The organism is Asanoa ishikariensis (assembly GCF_900107455.1).
Classification (GTDB): Bacteria; Actinomycetota; Actinomycetes; order Mycobacteriales; family Micromonosporaceae; genus Asanoa; species Asanoa ishikariensis.
Map to the genome: position 1 here is coordinate 1 of NZ_FNQB01000002.1, position 15537 is coordinate 15537.

Annotated in this window: 22 protein-coding genes; 13 read left to right on the forward strand and 9 right to left on the reverse strand. The window is 70.9% G+C overall.

Annotated elements, in window-relative coordinates; genetic code table 11:
• The coding region (locus BLV39_RS14230) for a phosphate ABC transporter ATP-binding protein (protein ID WP_425304695.1) at window positions 1-309 on the forward strand (309 nt) is incomplete at its 5' end.
• Window positions 310-365: 56 nt separating this feature from the next.
• Window positions 366-2318 (forward strand): sensor histidine kinase, encoded by a 1953-nt coding sequence (locus tag BLV39_RS14235; protein ID WP_090791558.1) that lies wholly within the window; start codon window positions 366-368, stop codon window positions 2316-2318.
• Here BLV39_RS14235 and BLV39_RS14240 read toward each other — a convergent pair.
• Window positions 2205-2810 carry a response regulator transcription factor gene (locus BLV39_RS14240; RefSeq protein ID WP_090791561.1) on the reverse strand — a complete coding sequence of 202 codons (606 nt, stop codon included), beginning with the start codon at window positions 2808-2810 and terminating at the stop codon, window positions 2205-2207. The two genes, BLV39_RS14235 and BLV39_RS14240, sit on opposite strands and share 114 nt — an antisense overlap.
• Before the next feature lie 105 nt (window positions 2811-2915).
• Between BLV39_RS14240 and BLV39_RS14245 the strand changes: the two genes are divergently transcribed.
• On the forward strand, window positions 2916-3470 hold the full coding sequence (locus BLV39_RS14245) for a dihydrofolate reductase family protein (protein ID WP_090797234.1): 555 nt from the start codon (window positions 2916-2918) through the stop codon (window positions 3468-3470).
• Window positions 3471-3516: 46 nt separating this feature from the next.
• Here BLV39_RS14245 and BLV39_RS14250 read toward each other — a convergent pair whose 3' ends face one another.
• Complete coding sequence (locus BLV39_RS14250) at window positions 3517-4110, reverse strand: heme-binding beta-barrel domain-containing protein (protein ID WP_090797238.1); 594 nt, start codon at window positions 4108-4110, stop codon at window positions 3517-3519.
• Window positions 4107-4211 (reverse strand): small membrane protein MtfM, encoded by a 105-nt coding sequence (gene mtfM, locus BLV39_RS44785; protein ID WP_275408206.1) that lies wholly within the window; start codon window positions 4209-4211, stop codon window positions 4107-4109. The genes BLV39_RS14250 and mtfM overlap by 4 nt, the downstream gene beginning before the upstream one ends.
• 23 nt (window positions 4212-4234) lie before the next feature.
• Here mtfM and BLV39_RS14255 point away from each other — a divergent pair, with 23 nt between their 5' ends.
• Window positions 4235-4597, forward strand: a complete 363-nt coding sequence (locus BLV39_RS14255; protein WP_090791564.1) for a DsrE family protein — start codon at window positions 4235-4237, stop codon at window positions 4595-4597.
• Window positions 4597-5223: an SAM-dependent methyltransferase gene (locus BLV39_RS14260; RefSeq protein ID WP_090791567.1), complete on the forward strand. Its 627-nt coding sequence runs from the start codon at window positions 4597-4599 to the stop codon at window positions 5221-5223. Before BLV39_RS14255 ends, BLV39_RS14260 begins: the two co-directional genes overlap by 1 nt.
• Before the next feature lie 161 nt (window positions 5224-5384).
• On the opposite strand, the gene BLV39_RS14265 is transcribed toward BLV39_RS14260, so the two are convergent.
• The gene (locus tag BLV39_RS14265) at window positions 5385-6812 is read right to left on the reverse strand and encodes an MFS transporter (RefSeq protein ID WP_239083640.1); all 1428 of its coding nucleotides are present in this window, start codon (window positions 6810-6812) and stop codon (window positions 5385-5387) included.
• 131 nt (window positions 6813-6943) lie between these two features.
• On the opposite strand from BLV39_RS14265, the gene BLV39_RS14270 reads away from it, so the two are divergent.
• The 7 genes from BLV39_RS14270 to BLV39_RS14300 all read left to right on the forward strand — a co-directional run bounded on the left by BLV39_RS14270 (window position 6944) and on the right by BLV39_RS14300 (window position 12209).
• On the forward strand, window positions 6944-7588 hold the full coding sequence (locus tag BLV39_RS14270) for a TetR/AcrR family transcriptional regulator (protein WP_090791569.1): 645 nt from the start codon (window positions 6944-6946) through the stop codon (window positions 7586-7588).
• A gap of 19 nt (window positions 7589-7607) precedes the next feature.
• Entirely contained in the window at window positions 7608-8039 is a 432-nt protein-coding gene (locus BLV39_RS14275) for a Fur family transcriptional regulator (RefSeq protein ID WP_090791572.1), read from the forward strand.
• Window positions 8036-9121, forward strand: a complete 1086-nt coding sequence (gene ygfZ, locus BLV39_RS14280) for a CAF17-like 4Fe-4S cluster assembly/insertion protein YgfZ (RefSeq protein WP_090791575.1) — start codon at window positions 8036-8038, stop codon at window positions 9119-9121. Before BLV39_RS14275 ends, ygfZ begins: the two co-directional genes overlap by 4 nt.
• Window positions 9122-9144: 23 nt before the next feature.
• The gene (locus tag BLV39_RS14285; protein ID WP_090791576.1) at window positions 9145-9984 is read left to right on the forward strand and encodes a beta-keto acid cleavage family enzyme; all 840 of its coding nucleotides are present in this window, start codon (window positions 9145-9147) and stop codon (window positions 9982-9984) included.
• Window positions 9985-10008: 24 nt separating this feature from the next.
• Window positions 10009-10968, forward strand: coding sequence for an asparaginase (locus BLV39_RS14290; RefSeq protein WP_090791579.1), 960 nt, complete (start codon window positions 10009-10011; stop codon window positions 10966-10968).
• Between the two features lie 87 nt (window positions 10969-11055).
• Complete coding sequence (locus BLV39_RS14295; RefSeq protein ID WP_090791581.1) at window positions 11056-11658, forward strand: helix-turn-helix domain-containing protein; 603 nt, start codon at window positions 11056-11058, stop codon at window positions 11656-11658.
• Window positions 11658-12209 carry a hypothetical protein gene (locus BLV39_RS14300; protein ID WP_090791586.1) on the forward strand — a complete coding sequence of 184 codons (552 nt, stop codon included), beginning with the start codon at window positions 11658-11660 and terminating at the stop codon, window positions 12207-12209. Before BLV39_RS14295 ends, BLV39_RS14300 begins: the two co-directional genes overlap by 1 nt.
• A 57-nt stretch (window positions 12210-12266) precedes the next feature.
• On the opposite strand, the gene BLV39_RS14305 is transcribed toward BLV39_RS14300, so the two are convergent.
• From BLV39_RS14305 to BLV39_RS14325, 5 genes are all read right to left on the reverse strand, one after another.
• On the reverse strand, window positions 12267-13004 hold the full coding sequence (locus BLV39_RS14305; protein ID WP_090791589.1) for an alanyl-tRNA editing protein: 738 nt from the start codon (window positions 13002-13004) through the stop codon (window positions 12267-12269).
• Window positions 13005-13015: 11 nt separating this feature from the next.
• Window positions 13016-13909: an alpha/beta fold hydrolase gene (locus BLV39_RS14310; RefSeq protein ID WP_090791592.1), complete on the reverse strand. Its 894-nt coding sequence runs from the start codon at window positions 13907-13909 to the stop codon at window positions 13016-13018.
• Entirely contained in the window at window positions 13906-14220 is a 315-nt protein-coding gene (locus tag BLV39_RS14315) for a DUF2516 family protein (RefSeq protein WP_090791594.1), read from the reverse strand. The genes BLV39_RS14310 and BLV39_RS14315 overlap by 4 nt, the downstream gene beginning before the upstream one ends.
• 116 nt (window positions 14221-14336) lie before the next feature.
• Window positions 14337-14543 (reverse strand): hypothetical protein, encoded by a 207-nt coding sequence (locus BLV39_RS14320; RefSeq protein WP_090791597.1) that lies wholly within the window; start codon window positions 14541-14543, stop codon window positions 14337-14339.
• A gap of 46 nt (window positions 14544-14589) precedes the next feature.
• Window positions 14590-14973: an MmcQ/YjbR family DNA-binding protein gene (locus BLV39_RS14325; protein ID WP_090791599.1), complete on the reverse strand. Its 384-nt coding sequence runs from the start codon at window positions 14971-14973 to the stop codon at window positions 14590-14592.
• 46 nt (window positions 14974-15019) lie between these two features.
• On the opposite strand from BLV39_RS14325, the gene BLV39_RS14330 reads away from it, so the two are divergent.
• A complete protein-coding gene (locus BLV39_RS14330) occupies window positions 15020-15502 on the forward strand; it encodes a GNAT family N-acetyltransferase (protein ID WP_090791602.1) in 483 nt (160 codons plus the stop codon).
• Window positions 15503-15537 lie beyond the last annotated feature (35 nt).

Genomic DNA, 15537 nt, shown 5'->3' on the forward strand with positions numbered 1-15537 from the left:
TTGTGCATCGCGCGGACGATCGCGGTGGAGCCGCAGGTCGTGCTGATGGACGAGCCGTGCTCGGCGCTGGACCCGATCTCGACGCTGGCGATCGAGGACCTGATGTTCAAGCTGAAGGACCGCTACACGATCATCATCGTCACGCACAACATGCAGCAGGCCGCCCGCGTGAGCGACCGCACGGCCTTCTTCTCGATCGAGCGCACCGGCGACCCGGGCCGCCTGATCGAGCACGACTCGACGCAGAAGATCTTCAGCAACCCGAGCCAGAAGAAGACCGAGGACTACATCACCGGCCGCTTCGGCTGAGCCGTTTTTCGCTTCGGCCCGCGACTGCTCGTCGCGGGCCGAATAGCATCCGGGCGATGTCCACCCATCCGGAGTTGCGACTGGCCCGGTTCGCGGCCGCGGCCCTAGCCGTCGGGTTCGGCTTCGGCGGGCTGGTCGGCATCATCGACAGCGACCAGCCGGCCGCCCACCGGCTCGTAGCGGTCGCCCTGCTGGGCGCGCTGGTCGCGCTGCATCTGCGCACCTGCGTGCGTCCGGCGGACGGCAGTCGCCCGGCGGCCTGGCGTGCGGCGATCGCGATCCAGGCGCTGCTGACCGGCGTGGGCATGATCTGGTTCGCCGACACCTGGTACGGCAACTCGGGTTTCCTGGCCGCGGCGCTGCTGCTGCTGATCCGGCCGCCCCGCCTGGCCTGGACCGGCTTCGGGCTGGTCGTAGTCGTCCAGTTCGCCGCCGCCCTGCCCGTCCGGCCGACGGTCGGCGAGGCGCTCTATCTCGCGGTCGGGCACACGGCCTTCGTCGGCATCGCGCTGTACGCGGTCGCCCGCCTGGCCGATCTGGTCACCGACCTGCACGAAACCCGGCTGGCGTTGGCCGCAACGGAGGTGGCCCGGCAACGCCTGGCGTTCGGGCGTGAGCTCAACGACCGGGTCGGCGCCAGCATGCGCCGGCTGATCCGGCACGGCGAAGCCATCCTGGCCCGGCCCGACACCCCCTTGGATCTGGGCCAGGCGCTCACGATGGCCCGCGCGGCGCTGAACGACGCGCGCTCGGTCGCGCACGGCCACCGCGACCAGGAGGTCGTCCCGCGCCACCCCGCGGCGGACCTCGGCACCGTGGGCGTGGCCGCGGTCGGCGCGCTGGCGGTCGTCCTCATGATCGTGCCCACCGCGGTGCGCTGGGCGGCGCGGGTCGGCCTGTCCGGCGGCGAGGTGGTGTTGCTGGCGGCGGCGCTGACCGCGTTCGTCGCCTGCTACCTGCGTGGCTGCCTCCCGCTGCGCGACGGCGCCCGACCGCGCTGGTGGCCGGCCGTGCTGTTCGCCGCGGCGGTGCTGGCCGTGGCGCCGCTCGCCGTGTTCCCGTTCACGGTGTGGCACGTGGCGTACTTCCTGCCCGGGCTCACCCTGGTGCTGCTGCGTGGGCCGGTGCGCTGGTTGGTCAGCGTGCCGCTGATCTGCCTGGACGCGGTGCTGTTCTGGTGGGACGCGAACCTGGGCGATCCGACGGTCCTGGGCCTGGCCTACGAGGCGGTCTGGTCGGGCGAGCGGGCGTTGCTGGTGTTCGCGTTGGCCAACATGGCCGGCCTGACGGCCCGGCTGGTGACCGCGCGAGCCGAGCTTGCCCGGGCGGCCGCGGTGCACGAGCGGCTGCGGTTCGCGCGGGACCTGCACGACCTGTTCGGCTTCGGCCTCTCGGTGCTGGTGCTCAAGAACGAGCTCGCGTTGCGGCTGGCCGGGCGGGACGCCGGCCGCGCCCGTGCGGAGCTCGCGGAAGGCATCGGGGTCGCCCGGCAGTCCCTCGCCGAGCTCGAGTCGGTCGCCGTTGGCTATCAGGCGATGACGGTCGACACCGAGGCCCGCACCGCCCGCACGGTGTTGACCGATGCCGGGATCGAGGTGTCCGGCGACGTCGTGCCGGGACCGTTGGATGCGCGGACCGACACGGTGCTCGCGATCGTGCTCCGCGAAGGAGTCACCAACCTGCTGCGGCACAGCGCCGCACGTCGGTGCACGCTGGAGGTCGAGCGCACCGCGACCGAGGTCCGGCTGCGCATCGTCAACGACGGCGTCGGGCACGTCGGCGAGACGCTTCCGGGGATGGGCCTGGAGAGCCTGCGCGGCCGGGTCGGCGCCCTGGGCGGCCGGCTGACCGCACAGGCCGACGGCGACCGCTTCCGGCTCGTCGCGAGCGTGCCGTTAGAGCCAGCCCTGGTCGGTCGCGATGCGGATGGCGTCGACCCGGTTGCGCGCGTCGAGTCGGGTGATCGCCGACGAGAGGTAGTTGCGCACCGTACCCACGCTGAGGAATAGCGTGGCGGCGATCTCGTCGGGTCCGGCGCCGGTCGCGGCCAGCCGCAACACGTCGACCTCCCGCGCGGGCAACGGACTGTCCGGCGTTTCCAGCGCGGCCAGCGCGAGCTGCGGATCGACCACCCGCTCGCCCGCGGCGACCTTCCGGATCGCGTCGACGATCGTCTGTGGCACCGAGTGCTTGAGCAGGAACCCCGACGCACCGGCGGTGAGGGCGCGACGCAGATGACCGGGCCGGGACAGGCCAGTGAGGATCACCGTCCGGCAGCGCGGCAGCCGCTCCCGCAACCGCGCGGCGGCGGCGATGCCGTCCAACCCGGGCAGGTCGATGTCCAACAGCGCGACGTCGGGCAGCGCGTGGGCAGCGGCGTCGACGATCTCGTCGCCACGTTCCACAGTGGCCACCACCGTGAGGTCGTCCTCGAGCTCCAACACCGCCGCCAACGACTCCCGCAGCAGTCGAACGTCCTCGGCGATCATCACTCGGATCATGTGAGTTCCTCATACGGAGTCGCTGAGCGCCGCACTACCGGCCGGATCACTGGAAACGGAACTCTATCCACATGCCCGACGGACGGGCGGTGGAAGGAAATGACGATGCGCAGGATCATCGCCTCGACGTACGCGACGCTCGACGGCTTCATCGACAACCCGCACCTGTGGTCGATGCGGCACAACAGCCCGGACGCCATGAAGTACGCGCTCGAACTCGCCCTCGGCGCCGACGCGCTGCTGCTGGGCCGGGTCACCTACGAGGGCATGGCGCAGGCGTGGCCCGCCATGGGCGGCAACCCGTACGCCGACCACGTCAACAGCATCGAGAAGTACGCCGTCTCGTCGACCCTGAGCGAGCCGGCCGACTGGCAGAACTCCACCCTCATCCCGGGCGACAAGCTGCACGAGACCGTCACCGAGCTCAAGAGCCGGCCCGGCAAAGACATCCTGATCTGGGGCAACGGCCGGCTCACCGACGACCTGGCCGCGCACGGCCTGCTCGACGAGTACCGAGTCTGGATCTACCCGGTCCTCAAGGGCAGCGGCGAGCCGCTGTTTCGGGCGGACAGCGTCACCGCGCTCGAGCACGTCGACACGACGACCTTCGAGTCCGGCGTCGTGGTGCTCACCTACCGACCGGTCGCGTCCGAAGGCTAGGTGTTCCGCCGGCGCGGGAGGCCCGCTCCCGCGCCGGTCACCGGGCTCAGCCGCCGACGCGGACGAGGCGGGCCGAAAGGTGCGGGGACAGCGGCTGGCCGACGGCGGCCATCTCCTGGGCGTAGAGCAGCTCCCCGTTGACGATGCCGAAGAGGCGGTGGCCGGCGGTCACCTCTTTGGCGGTCGGGGTGCGCAGGACGAGGTCGGTCGCCATCTCGACGCGGGCGCCCTCGATCTTGCCGATGTGCATCTCCATGATGCCGCTCGGCGTGGTGATCAGGGCCTCGATCTCGCCGGTGCCCCGGCCGTCGACCATGACCGGGCGCCACCAGCCGGTTTCCCGGCCGGCGGGCTTGACCGGCAGGTTCTCCTCGTTGATCACCCAGGCGCGCGACTCGTAGTAGAGGAACGGCCGGCCGTCGTGGGTGATTTTGATTTCCTGGCCGTAGTCGAAGTCCTCGATCGTCGGGAAGCCACCACGCCCGCGCCCGCGCCACAGGCCGATGTACGGCAACAGCGGCTGGAGCGCCGGGTGCAGGTCAGGGCCTTCGCGCAGGTCGTACGTCTCCACGAACGGATACGGATCCACCGGCGGGGCGTTGAGCCACGGCGGGGGTTCCATCGGGTTCTCGTCGGTCACCATCTGCCCCTTGCTACGCGTGCTGCCAGGTAGACCAGACCACCCGCCAGCGCGCCGAAGCCTGCCACGAGCAGGCTTACGAACCCGATCTCGGTCACCACGCGAACGATCCTATGCTGAGCCGATGGCTCGTACCCTGATCGTCAAGGTCACCGCCGGGGCGGACGCGCCGGAGCGGTGTGCCCAGGCCTTCACTGTCGCCGCGACGGCAATTGCCGCCGGGGCCGACGTCTCATTGTGGCTGACAGGTGAATCGTCCTGGTTCGCGCTCCCTGGCCGGGCGGCCACCTTCGAACTGCCCCACTCGGCGCCGCTCGACGACCTGCTCGCGGCCGTGCTGGCCGCCGGCCGCGTCACCCTCTGCACCCAGTGCGCGGCCCGCCGAGAGATAACCGAGACCGACGTCATCCCAGGCGTACGCATCGCAGGCGCGGCCGCCTTCGTCGAGGAGTGCCTGACCGACGGCGCGCAGGCGCTGGTCTACTGATGGCCCGCGACTGGGTCGACTGGCACACCGGCTACGCGGACCCGGAATCCACGATCTCCCGCCGACTGCGCGCGGTGCAGGAACAGATCCGCCTGGCCCTGGACGCGGCCCCGCCCGGCCGCATCGGCGTGGTCAGCATGTGCGCGGGCGAGGGCCGCGACCTCCTCGAGGTACTCGCTGAACACCCAAGAGCCGCCGACGTCGACGCGCGCCTGGTCGAGCTCGACCCGGTGCTGGCCGACCGTGCCCGAGCCGCGGCGTCGGCGTTGCCATCGCGGGTCGAGGTGATCCAGTCGGACGCGGCCCTCACCGACACGTACACCGGCGCGGTCCCGGCCCAGTTGGTCCTGTTCTGCGGAATCTTCGGCAACATCTCCGACGCGGACATCGCCACAACGCTCGCGGCGTCACCAGAGTTCACAGCGCCCGGCGGCGTCGTGGTCTGGACCCGGCACCGTCGAGAGCCCGACCTGGTGCCCCAGATCCTCGACTGGTTCGCCGCGGCCGGTTTCGAGCCGCTGTCGGTCTCGCCACCGGACGCCGACTACGGCGTAGGCGCACATCGCAACACCGGTCCGGGCCGTCCCCTCGCCTTGGGCCGCCGCCTCTTCACGTTCCAGCGCTGACAAAACGGACACCCCCGACCGGGGGTGTTCGAGCAGCTTTGCTCTGCACCCATATACGCACCATCCCGTTGACCTGCGGTGCGTATATGGGTGCAGAGCAAAGCGGCGGCAAAACAGCGCCCTCTCCGGAGGTGGAGAGGGCGCTGCGGTTCAGGCGAATTTCAGGCGCGGGCTTTGCGGGGGAGCAGGAAGCCCAGGGCGAAGGTGATCGCCGTCAGGGCCAGCGCGATCAGGGTCACCCGTTCCACGCCCACGTCGATGCGTGCGAAGAAGACCGTGCCGAGGACGGCGACGCCGAGGACCGCGCCGAGTTGTTGCAGCGACTCCAGGATGCCGGCTGCCGAGCCGACCTCGTCGTCGCGCACCTCGCCCATGATGATGCCGAACAGTGGCACGAAGATCATGCCCATTCCGATGCCGTAGACCAGCAGCGGCACGAGAAGCTGGCGGACGCCGAGGTTGTCGAGCTGGAACACCGGGTACAGGGCGGCGGTGCCGACCAGCATCAGCGCCAGTCCGATGTGCAGGATGTGCCGGCCGAGGCGGTTCATCATCGTGCTGCCGAAGCCCGAGCCGATGAACGCGCCCACTGCCCAGGCCGCCATGGTGAGACTGGCCTTCATCGGGCTGTAGCCGAGCACGAGCTGCAGGAACATTCCCACTGCCAGCGAGAAGCCGGCGATGGCGCCGAAGAAGAAGATCACGAAGAGCACGCCCGACGCGTACGAGCGGCGGGTGAACACGCGCAACTCCACCAGCGGGTCGCGGCCCGAGCCGGCCCGGCGGATCTGCCGCAGCGCGAACGCCACCAGCACCGGCACCGCCGCCGCCATCATCGCGAACGTCCACACCGGCCAGCCCTGCTCCCGGCCCTGCATCAGCGGGAAGACCAGCAGCAGCAGGCCGATCGCCGCGGTCAGCGCGCCGGTCACGTCGAGGCGGGTGCGGGTCCGCGGCGCGGTTGCCTTCGGCAGCGCGGCCCGGCCGGCCAGCAGGGCGAACAGGCCCAGCGGGAGGTTGATGGCGAAGACCATCCGCCAGCCGGTGCCGAACAGGTCGGCGTCGATCAGGGCACCGGCCACGACCGGGCCGAGGATCGTCGAGAAGCCGATGATCGGGCCGAAGGTGCCGAACGCCTTGCCGATCTCGTGCGGCGGGAAGAGGTCGCGGATCAGCCCGAAGCCCTGCGGCACCATCACGGCCGCGAACAGGCCCTGCACCACCCGCGCGGCGATCAGGCTCTCCGGCGACCAGGCGACCGCGCAGAGGAGCGAGGCGGCGACGAAGCCGACCACGCCGACCAGCAGCACGCGCCGCCGGCCGAACATGTCGCCGAGTCGCCCGCCGGTGAGCAGACCAAGAGCCATGGCCAGCGTGTACGAGGCGGCGACCCACTGCAGGCTCGTGTAGCTGCCGCCCAGCGAGGCCTGTATCGCCGGCGCGCCGACGTTGACCACCGTGGTGTCCAGCAGGTTCATGATCGTTGCGGCCAGGATCGCGAAGAGGCCGAGCCAGCGGCGGGAACGGACCGGCGCCGCGACCGAGGCCGGCGGGGCGATGGTGACTGGGTCGAGAACGACGGTGCTCACGGCTACCTCCGAGGCGGAGCGGAATGAACTGTTCCGTCATCAGACTAGCAGAGCGGAACGATCTGTTCCACAACTTCGAGCAAGAAACAGAACAGAACTTTTCGTTCCGTTCGGGTGGTAGTGTTGTACGCATGACGACCGTCCCGCTGAGTGGCCGCCGCGCCCAGGCCGCCCGCAACGACTCGGTGATCCTCGACGCCGCGCGCGATGTCTTCATCGCCGATCCCGGCGCGCCGATCGCCGCCGTGGCGCACAAGGCCGGTGTCGGCATCAGCGCGCTCTACCGCCGCTATCCGAGCAAGGAGGAGCTGCTCTCCAAGCTCTGCCTCGACGGCCTGCTGCTCTACGTCGAGATCGCCGAGGAGGCCAACGCCGCTCTCGACGCGGGTGCCGACCCGGCGGAGACCTTCGAGACCTTCATGGTGCGGGTCGTCGACGCCGACACACACTCGCTGACCCAGAAGTTGGCCGGGACGTTCGAGCCGACCGAGGAGCACACCAGCAACGCCATCCGGGCCGGCGAGCTCAACCAGCATCTGGTCGAGCGGCTGCACGAGGCCCGGGCGGTCCGGCCCGACCTCGAGCTGGCCGACCTCGGTCAGCTCTTCGAGATGATCGCGGCCATCCGGTTCGGCGACGACGAACGCCGCGGCCAGCTCCGCCGCCGTTATCTCGGGCTGCTGATGGCCGGCCTGTTCCAGCCCGACGCGGCACCGCTGCCCGGCCCGGCGCCGTACGTCGGTGAGTTCGCCGGCCGCTGGGCCAAGGCCACGTAGCGCGGCGAACTATCATTCGATGGTGTCGGATTCCTCGCTTGCTGAAGTGCTCCGGGCGCGTGGGCTGCGGCTGACCGCGCAGCGCCAACTCGTCCTGGAGGCCGTCTACGAGCTGGGTCACGCGACACCGGAGCAGGTGCACAACGCGGTCCGCGAGACGGCCGCCGGTGTGAACATCACCACCATCTACCGCACCTTGGAACTGCTCGAGGACCTCGGGTTGGTTACCCATACGCACCTCTCGCACGGGTCACCGACGTACCACGCGGCTGGGAACCACCAGCACGTCCACCTGGTGTGCCGGTCCTGCGGAGAGGTGACCGAGATCGAACCGTCGGTCCTCCAACCGCTGGTGGACCAGCTCGCCACCGAGCGGGGGTTTCGGGTCGACGTCGGGCACGTGGCGCTGTTCGGCGATTGCCGGAACTGTGAGGGGCGGGAGCAGGGATGATCGACGCACCGGGTGCGGTGGCCATTGAGGCGATCGACGAGGAAAGCGCTGACCGGGGGGTGGCCGCTCATTACGGCAACCCGACCCGCGAGCAGCGACTGCTGGCCGACGACGTCGCGCTGGTCGACCGGTCCAACCGCGGCGTGATCGCCGTGCCGGGTGAGGAGCGGGCCTCCTGGCTGCACACGCTGACCACCCAGCACCTGGCCGACCTCCGGGCCGGGCAGGGCAGCGAGCTGCTGGTGCTGTCGCCGCACGGGCACGTCGAGCAGCACGCGCTAGTCGCGGAGGACGGCGAGACCACCTGGCTCGACACGGAGCCGGGCGCGACCGCGGGCCTGCTGAAATACCTCGAGATGATGCGGTTCTTCACCAAGGTCGACCCGCGCGACGCCACCGCCGAATACGCCATGTTCGCGCTGGTCGGCCCGCACGCGGTGCAGGCCGCCGCCAAGCTCGACGAGAGCCTGGGCACGCTGGCCGCACCCGACGCGGTCGCGGTGCCGAACGCCAAGTTCTCCGCCGGTGACGCGCCGCCGCGGCCGACCACGATCTACGACGTCCGGGCACTGCCCGGTGGCGGCTGGGCCCGCCGCACCACGCTCGGCGTCGACGTCCTGGTGCCGCGCGAGCAGTTCGCCGAGACGACCCAGCGGCTCCTCGACGCGGGCATCGCGCCGGCCGGGCTCTGGGCGTACGAGGCGACCCGGGTGGCCGCCCGCCTCCCGAGGCTCGGCTGGGAGACCGACCACCGCACGATCCCGGCGGAGGTCGACCTGATCGGCCCGGCCGTGCACCTCGACAAGGGTTGCTACCGGGGCCAGGAGACGGTGGCCCGGGTGCACCACCTCGGCCGGCCGCCGCGCCGGCTGGTGCTGCTGCACCTCGACGGCATCGCCACCGACCAGCCGCCGGCCAAGGGCACCGAGGTGATCTCCGACGGCCGCACGGTCGGCTTCGTCGGCACCGCCGTGCGCCACCACGAGCTCGGCGCGGTCGCGCTGGCCGTCCTCAAGCGCAACGTCCCAGACGACGCGACGCTCAAGGTCGGCGAGTCCACGGCCGCGATCGACCCGACGTAAGGACCCGGCTTAGGATCGCGCCTATGACAACAACGACGTTGATCACGGTGGCGCCGACCGGGGCCGAGTCGGCCAAGTCCGACGTGCCCGCCCTGCCCGTCACGCTCGACGAGCTGGTGGTGACCGCCAAGGAGTGCGCCGCCCTCGGTGCCTCGGTGATCCACGTGCACATCCGTGGCGAGGACGCGCGGCCGACGCTCGACCTCGGCCGGCTGCGGGAGACCGTGGCCGCGCTGCGCGAGTCGACGGACCTGATCGTGCAGCTCTCCAGCGGCGGCGCGGTGACCGACCCCGAGGCCGACCGGCTGCGCGTGCTCGACGCCGAGCCCGACATGGCCTCGTGCACGATGGGCACGGTCAACTTCGGCGACGACGTCTTCCTCAACCGCTGGGAGTTCGTCGTCGACCTGCACACCCGGATGCAGGAACGGGGCATCGTCCCCGAGTACGAGATCTTCGACCTCGGCCACCTCGCCACGCTCGAACGGCTGCTGAGCAAGCACGGGCTGCCGGCCGGCGGGCACGTGCACGTCGACTTCGTGATGGGCGTGCCGGGCGGCATGCCGGGCACGACGGCCGCCCTGGTCGCCTGCACCAACGAGGTGCGCAACCTGCCGGAAGGCACGACCTTCGCCGCCACGGGGATCGGGCGCACGACGATTCCGGTCATGCTCGCGTCGCTGTCGGCCGGCGGGCACCTGCGGGTCGGCATGGAAGACACCGTCACGTACGCCAAGGGCCGTCCGGTCGAGTCCAACATGCAGCTCGTCGCCCGCGCGGTCGGCTTCGCGCAGCTCGCCCAGCGCCCGCCGATGACCCCGGCCGACGCGCGTGAGCTGCTCGGGCTCAAGACCAACTCCTGATCGCCGAGGGGTACGGTCGCAGCCATGGGCAAGTTCTACGAAGGCGGCGTACGCCTCACCGAGGTCGTCCGTTCCGGCTTCTCGGAGGGTTACCACCACGGCTCCGTGGTGGTGCTCGACGCGTCCGGCAACACCGTCGCCGCCACGGGTGACGTCGAGTCGCCGATGTTCCCGCGCTCGTCCAACAAGCCGATGCAGGCAGTCGGCATGCTCCGCGCGGGGCTGCGGTTGACCGATTCGGCCGACCTGGCGCTGGTCTGTGCCAGTCACTGGGGCCAGGACATCCACGTCAACCGGGCCGCCGCGATGCTGCGCTCCGCGGGGCTGGACGAGTCGGCGCTGCGCTGCCCACCCGACCTGCCGCTGGACCCGGCCGCCGCCGCGGACGTGATCCGCGCCGGCGGTGGGCCGTCGCGGATCCAGATGAACTGCTCCGGCAAGCACACCGGCATGCTGCTGACCTGCGTGGCCGCCGGCTGGCCGACCGAGGGCTACCTGTCGCCCGAGCACCCGCTGCAGAAATCGATCACCGCCGCGGTGGCCGACCTCGCCGGTGAAGACGTCGTGGCGACCGCCGTCGACGGCTGCGGTGCGCCGTTGCTCGGCATCTCGTTGACCGCGCTGGCCCGGGCGTTCGGCACGCTCGTGGAGGCCGCGCCCGGGACGGCAGAGCGGTCGGTCGCCGACGCGATGCGCGCCCACCCGGAGCTGGTCTCAGGCACCGACACGGTGGAACAGAAGCTGATGGCGGCCGTACCCGGAATGCTCGTCAAGGCCGGCGCCGAAGGCGTGATGGCGGTCGCCGTGCCGGGTGCCGGCGCGGTCGCGATCAAGATGGACGACGGCGCACACCGGGGCAACCGGCCGGTGCTGGTGTCGGCGTTGCGCCGGATCGGCGTGACCGGCACGGCCCTCGAGCAGGCCGCACAGGAGCTCGTGCTGGGCGGCGGCGAAACGGTCGGAGAACTGCACAGCACCTGGTAGATGTCCGATTTTGATACTTCGTGACTCTGCTAACTGCTGTTAGCGTTTCGCTTGCAGGAGCTAGCAAACGGCGCTAACGTCGTTCGCATGCCCTCGAAAGATCTGCCCCGCGACGTGGGGGGCTTCATCCGAGACCTGCGACGCAACGCGCAGATCTCGCTCCGCCAGCTCGCCGAGCAGGCGGGCGTCAGCAACCCCTATCTGAGCCAGGTCGAGCGCGGGCTGCGCAAGCCCAGCGCCGAGGTGCTCCAGCAACTGGCCAACGCCCTGCGGGTGTCGACGCCGGTGATGTATCTGCGTGCCGGCCTGCTGGAGGAGAAGGAAGGCCACGGCGTGCTGACCGCCATCGCCGCCGACTCCGAGCTCACGATCGCTCAGAAGCAGTCGCTCAGCCAGATCTACGAGACGTTCCGCCGCGAGAACGCGCGGCACGCCGAGGCGGAGGCGGAGACGGCCAAGCAGGCCGAGGCCGCCAGCGAGGCGGCCGCCCAGGCCGCGCGCGCCGCTGACGCCGCCGCAGCCGCGGCCGGTCGCGCCGCCGGTGGGCCCACGAAGGCCCCGACCGGCTGGCCCGACGACACAGAAGCCACCCCAACACCGGCGGCGGAGCCCGCCAAGCCGGTGGTCAAGAAAACGGCCAAGAAGGCCGTGAAGAAGGCGGCACCAAGGGCCGCCGAGGAGGAGAACTGATGTCCCAGCCGAAGACGACCCGCATTCCGGCTCCGTTGTACGCGGCCGCCGGCGCCGGGGAGATGGCCTACCGTCAGCTGCTCAAGCTGCCGACGTTCGCCAACGACCTGGGCGACAAGGCCGCCAACAACGGTGCGGAGCTGCGCCAGTCGGTGATCACCACGACCACCGACCTGCGCCAGCGGGCCAGTGCGGCCTACCGGCAGGCCAACGAGCGCGCGGTCAAGCTGCGTCGCGAGGACCTCGACGTCGACCGCCTGCGTGACCTGGCCATGCGCAACGCCGGCCAGTTCATCGTGACCGCCCAGGAGATCCAGGAGCGGGCGATCTCGTTCTACGGCGAGCTCGTCGCGCGCGGCGAGAAGGTCGTCGGCACCGGTGTCGTGGAGGCCGCCGACGTCGTGCAGGCCGACATGGTCGAGACCGGCAAGCCGTTCACGCCGAAGGCGGAGAGCAACGGGCACGGCACCCTGAACAGCGCCGACCCCAAGCCGGCCGGTGCGAAGAAGACCGCGCCGACCACGCCCCCGAAGAAGGCCACCAAGCCGTAGCACCACACCGAAAAGGGGACCGACCGGCTGGTCGGTCCCCTTTCGCGTACGCGGGACTCAGTCGGCGATCCGGACCCGTACCCGACGGTTCGCCTTGCCCTTGCTCTCCACCTTGACCACCTGCACCCGGCCGATCGCCCGGGTCGAGGCCACGTGGGTGCCGCCGTCGGCCTGCACGTCGAGGCCCACGATGTCGACGATGCGGATCTCCTGCTCGTCGGCGGGGATCAGGTTCGACTGGGTGCGGATGATGTCGGGCAGCGCCAGCGCCTCGGTCCGGGGGAGCACCTTCACCGCGACCGCCCGGTCGGCGGTCACCTCGGTGTTGACCAGCTCCTCCAGCTTTAGCTTGAAGTCCGGCGGCACCTCCGGGAGGTTGAAGTCCATCCGGGCCTCGCCGGGCTCCATGTTGCCGCCCGTGACCAGCGCGCCGAAGTCGCGGAACACCACACCACAGAGCACGTGCAGCCCCGAGTGGGTACGCATGAGCATCGTGCGGCGGGCGTCCTCGACCGCGCCGGTCACCGCGGTGCCGACCGGCGGCAGCGGGTCACCCTCGGCCGGAAGCAGGTAGAGGTCGTCGCCCTTGCGAGTGCCGACGATCCGGGTCTGGGTGCCCTGCCAGAGCAGCGTGCCGTGGTCCGGCGGCTGGCCACCGCCACCCGGGTAGAAGGCCGACCGGTCCAGGACGATGCCGTCCTCGGGTGACGAGTGCAGGACTGTGCACTCCCACTCGCGCAGCGTCGGGTCGATCAGGTCGAGGCGGTGTGTGCGGCCGTGCTCGGAAACGCCCATGACCGGGCAGACTACTCCCGAGCGTTGAGGAATTCGGAGATCCGGCCGCGCAGGTCGGCCCGGTCGGTCCAGATCACCCCAGGCCGGTCGTAGACGTGCAGGGTGGCGTTGGGCAGCGCCTCCGCGAGCCGCTCCGCGACCGGCACCGGGTGCAGGTCGTCACCGGCGCACGCGATCACCAGGGCGGGCGCGGTCACTTTGTGCAGCGGTGCCGGGTCGGGGATCGCCACCTGCTCGGACAGCGAGGCGAGGTCTTTTGCCAGCCCGTCGCGCATGAGCTGGTCGATCCGCTGCCGCAGGTAGGCCCAGACCGCCGGCGTGCCCCGCAGCGTGGGCGGGAACTCGACGGAGATCGCGTCGGCGACCGCGGCGACGTCACCCGAGGCGACGGCGGCGGCCAGGGCGGCCAGGCGGGCCTTGACCGTGGCCGGGCGGGGCAGGTCGAGCACCGCCGGAAGGAAGAAGACCAGCCGGTCGAACCGGTCCGGGTTGTCAGCGACCAGCCGGGTCAGCGCGCCGGCGCCCAGGCTGACCCCCATCGCTCGGGTCGCCCCCGTCAGATCGGCGATCGCGCGCAGGTCACGGGCCAGGTCGGAGTACGACCACGGTCCCGGCGGCGCGTCGGAGCGGCCGTGGCCGCGGAACTGGAAGAACACCTTGCGCCCGCCGACCGCGCTGCCGTAGGGCCGGGTCACCGCGATGCCGCTGGCCAGGCCGTGCGCGAACACGGTGGTGGGGCTGCCGGTGCCGATGATCAGGCGCTCCAGCCGAACCCCGTGCGGGGTCGAGACGACCTCGGTCTCGGGTTCGGGCAGCGTGGGCCGCCCGCTGCGCGGGGCGCTCGGGCCGGGTCCGTAGGTCCGCGGACCCCCGTCGGGCGGTGGGGGCCAGCGGAAATCCCTCACCAGAAGCCTTTGCCGTCAGTGAGATCCTTCAGCCCTGGTCGCACGTCGAGCAGGTAGACCAGGGCCGCGCCGATGCCGATCAGCCGGAAGATGCTGAGCGAGTCGTTGAGCAGCAGCGACAGCAGCAGACAGATGCCGAGGATCGCCAGCCAGCCGCCCTTGGGCAGCGAGCCGATCGCCGCGAACGCGTCGCCGCGCTGGGTCAGGCAATGCACGAACGCGATGCCGATCAGCACCAGCGCGAGGATCAAGCTCGCTATGTTGATGCCCCACAGGACATTGTCGTAGAAAATGGGCGCGCTCGTGGACATGCCCCTAAGCGTACTTCCGTGTCGGCCGCACGGGTGCCGGGAGCTTTGGGGCAGCCCACCTGATCATGGCAACGCCGCCGCCCGGGTCCGGACGACGGTGTCGCGGTGCGCGCGGCTCAGTGCTCCGGCACGTAGCGCCACGGCGGGTCGCTGCCAGGTGCGTCGTCGGCCACATATGTCTCCGTGACCTTCTTCTCGCCGCCCGGGCCGGTCCAGCGCCATTCGTGGGTGAGCGGGCTCGGCGGCAGACCGTCGGTGATGGGCACCTCGATCTGGGTGCCGTCCTGTGGGCCGCCGATGACCGGAATCCACGCGTTTGCCATGCTCAGATCATCGCGCGGGCGATTGTCGGACGTGCGGCGAATCGCGCTATCCGGGCGGCTCAGGCAACAGCGCCGCGAGCTTCTTCGGCGCCATGATCCGGTAGCTCTCGGTCAGTAGCTCACCCACCTCCACCCAGTCGGTGCGCCGGCCGAACGTGATCCCGACCACGTTGCCGCCCCACTCGGCCCGGAAGAACGGCGGACCCCCGCTCGCGAACGCGGCGACCTCGTCGTCGGCCGCCCGGAAGGTCATCACGACGAGCGGGCCGGTGCGGTCCTGGTCGCGCGTGTAGACGTGGGCGATGGTGCGCTGCCTGATCCGCCAGCGCACGCCGATCCAGGCCGGCTCTTCGTAGGCCTCCGGCAGCCCGCGACAGATCGCCCGCAGCCGGGCGAGGATCGCGGGTGGGACGTCGCCGGGTGCGGACATGACAGGACCGTAGCGCCGGGGTCCGACAGTTCCGTAGCCTCGGCGCATGCCTTCGGTGACCCTCCGCCCGGCCCGCGAGGCCGACATCGAGGCGCTCACCGAGATCTGGCACCGCGGCTGGGCCGACGGCCATCTCGGCAACGTGCCCGACGCGTTGGTAGCGGTCCGGACCCCGGATACCTTCCGTTCCCGAACCGTCGACGGCCTCCCGCATACGACGGTCGCGCTGGTCGGCGAGTCGATCGCCGGCTTCGTCAAGGTGGTCGACGAAGAGGTCGAGCAGGTCTACGTCTCCGCCACCCACCGCGGCTCCGGCGTCGCGGGCGTACTGCTCGCGGAAGCCGAGCGCCAGGTAGCGGCCGAGGGTTACGCGGAGGCCTGGCTCGCGGTCGCGGCGGGCAACGCCCGAGCGCGCCGCTTCTACGAACGCAGCGGCTGGTCAGACGCAGGCCTCTTCGACTACTTAGCCAGCACGGCCGAAGGCCCAATCCCAGTCCCCTGCCACCGCTACGTGAAACCGGTCGCCTAGACGCGAAAGCGCCCCGCACCTCCGAAGAGATGCGG

Coding starts and splice junctions, on each gene's coding strand:
- BLV39_RS14235 (WP_090791558.1), top strand. CDS start 366: ATGTCCACCCATCCGGAGTTGCGACTGGCCCGGTTCGCGGCCGCGGCC.
- BLV39_RS14240 (WP_090791561.1), bottom strand. CDS start 2,810: ATGATCCGAGTGATGATCGCCGAGGACGTTCGACTGCTGCGGGAGTCG.
- BLV39_RS14245 (WP_090797234.1), top strand. CDS start 2,916: ATGCGCAGGATCATCGCCTCGACGTACGCGACGCTCGACGGCTTCATC.
- BLV39_RS14255 (WP_090791564.1), top strand. CDS start 4,235: ATGGCTCGTACCCTGATCGTCAAGGTCACCGCCGGGGCGGACGCGCCG.
- BLV39_RS14260 (WP_090791567.1), top strand. CDS start 4,597: ATGGCCCGCGACTGGGTCGACTGGCACACCGGCTACGCGGACCCGGAA.
- BLV39_RS14270 (WP_090791569.1), top strand. CDS start 6,944: ATGACGACCGTCCCGCTGAGTGGCCGCCGCGCCCAGGCCGCCCGCAAC.
- BLV39_RS14275 (WP_090791572.1), top strand. CDS start 7,608: ATGGTGTCGGATTCCTCGCTTGCTGAAGTGCTCCGGGCGCGTGGGCTG.
- ygfZ (WP_090791575.1), top strand. CDS start 8,036: ATGATCGACGCACCGGGTGCGGTGGCCATTGAGGCGATCGACGAGGAA.
- BLV39_RS14285 (WP_090791576.1), top strand. CDS start 9,145: ATGACAACAACGACGTTGATCACGGTGGCGCCGACCGGGGCCGAGTCG.
- BLV39_RS14290 (WP_090791579.1), top strand. CDS start 10,009: ATGGGCAAGTTCTACGAAGGCGGCGTACGCCTCACCGAGGTCGTCCGT.
- BLV39_RS14295 (WP_090791581.1), top strand. CDS start 11,056: ATGCCCTCGAAAGATCTGCCCCGCGACGTGGGGGGCTTCATCCGAGAC.
- BLV39_RS14300 (WP_090791586.1), top strand. CDS start 11,658: ATGTCCCAGCCGAAGACGACCCGCATTCCGGCTCCGTTGTACGCGGCC.
- BLV39_RS14305 (WP_090791589.1), bottom strand. CDS start 13,004: ATGGGCGTTTCCGAGCACGGCCGCACACACCGCCTCGACCTGATCGAC.
- BLV39_RS14315 (WP_090791594.1), bottom strand. CDS start 14,220: ATGTCCACGAGCGCGCCCATTTTCTACGACAATGTCCTGTGGGGCATC.
- BLV39_RS14320 (WP_090791597.1), bottom strand. CDS start 14,543: ATGGCAAACGCGTGGATTCCGGTCATCGGCGGCCCACAGGACGGCACC.
- BLV39_RS14325 (WP_090791599.1), bottom strand. CDS start 14,973: ATGTCCGCACCCGGCGACGTCCCACCCGCGATCCTCGCCCGGCTGCGG.
- BLV39_RS14330 (WP_090791602.1), top strand. CDS start 15,020: ATGCCTTCGGTGACCCTCCGCCCGGCCCGCGAGGCCGACATCGAGGCG.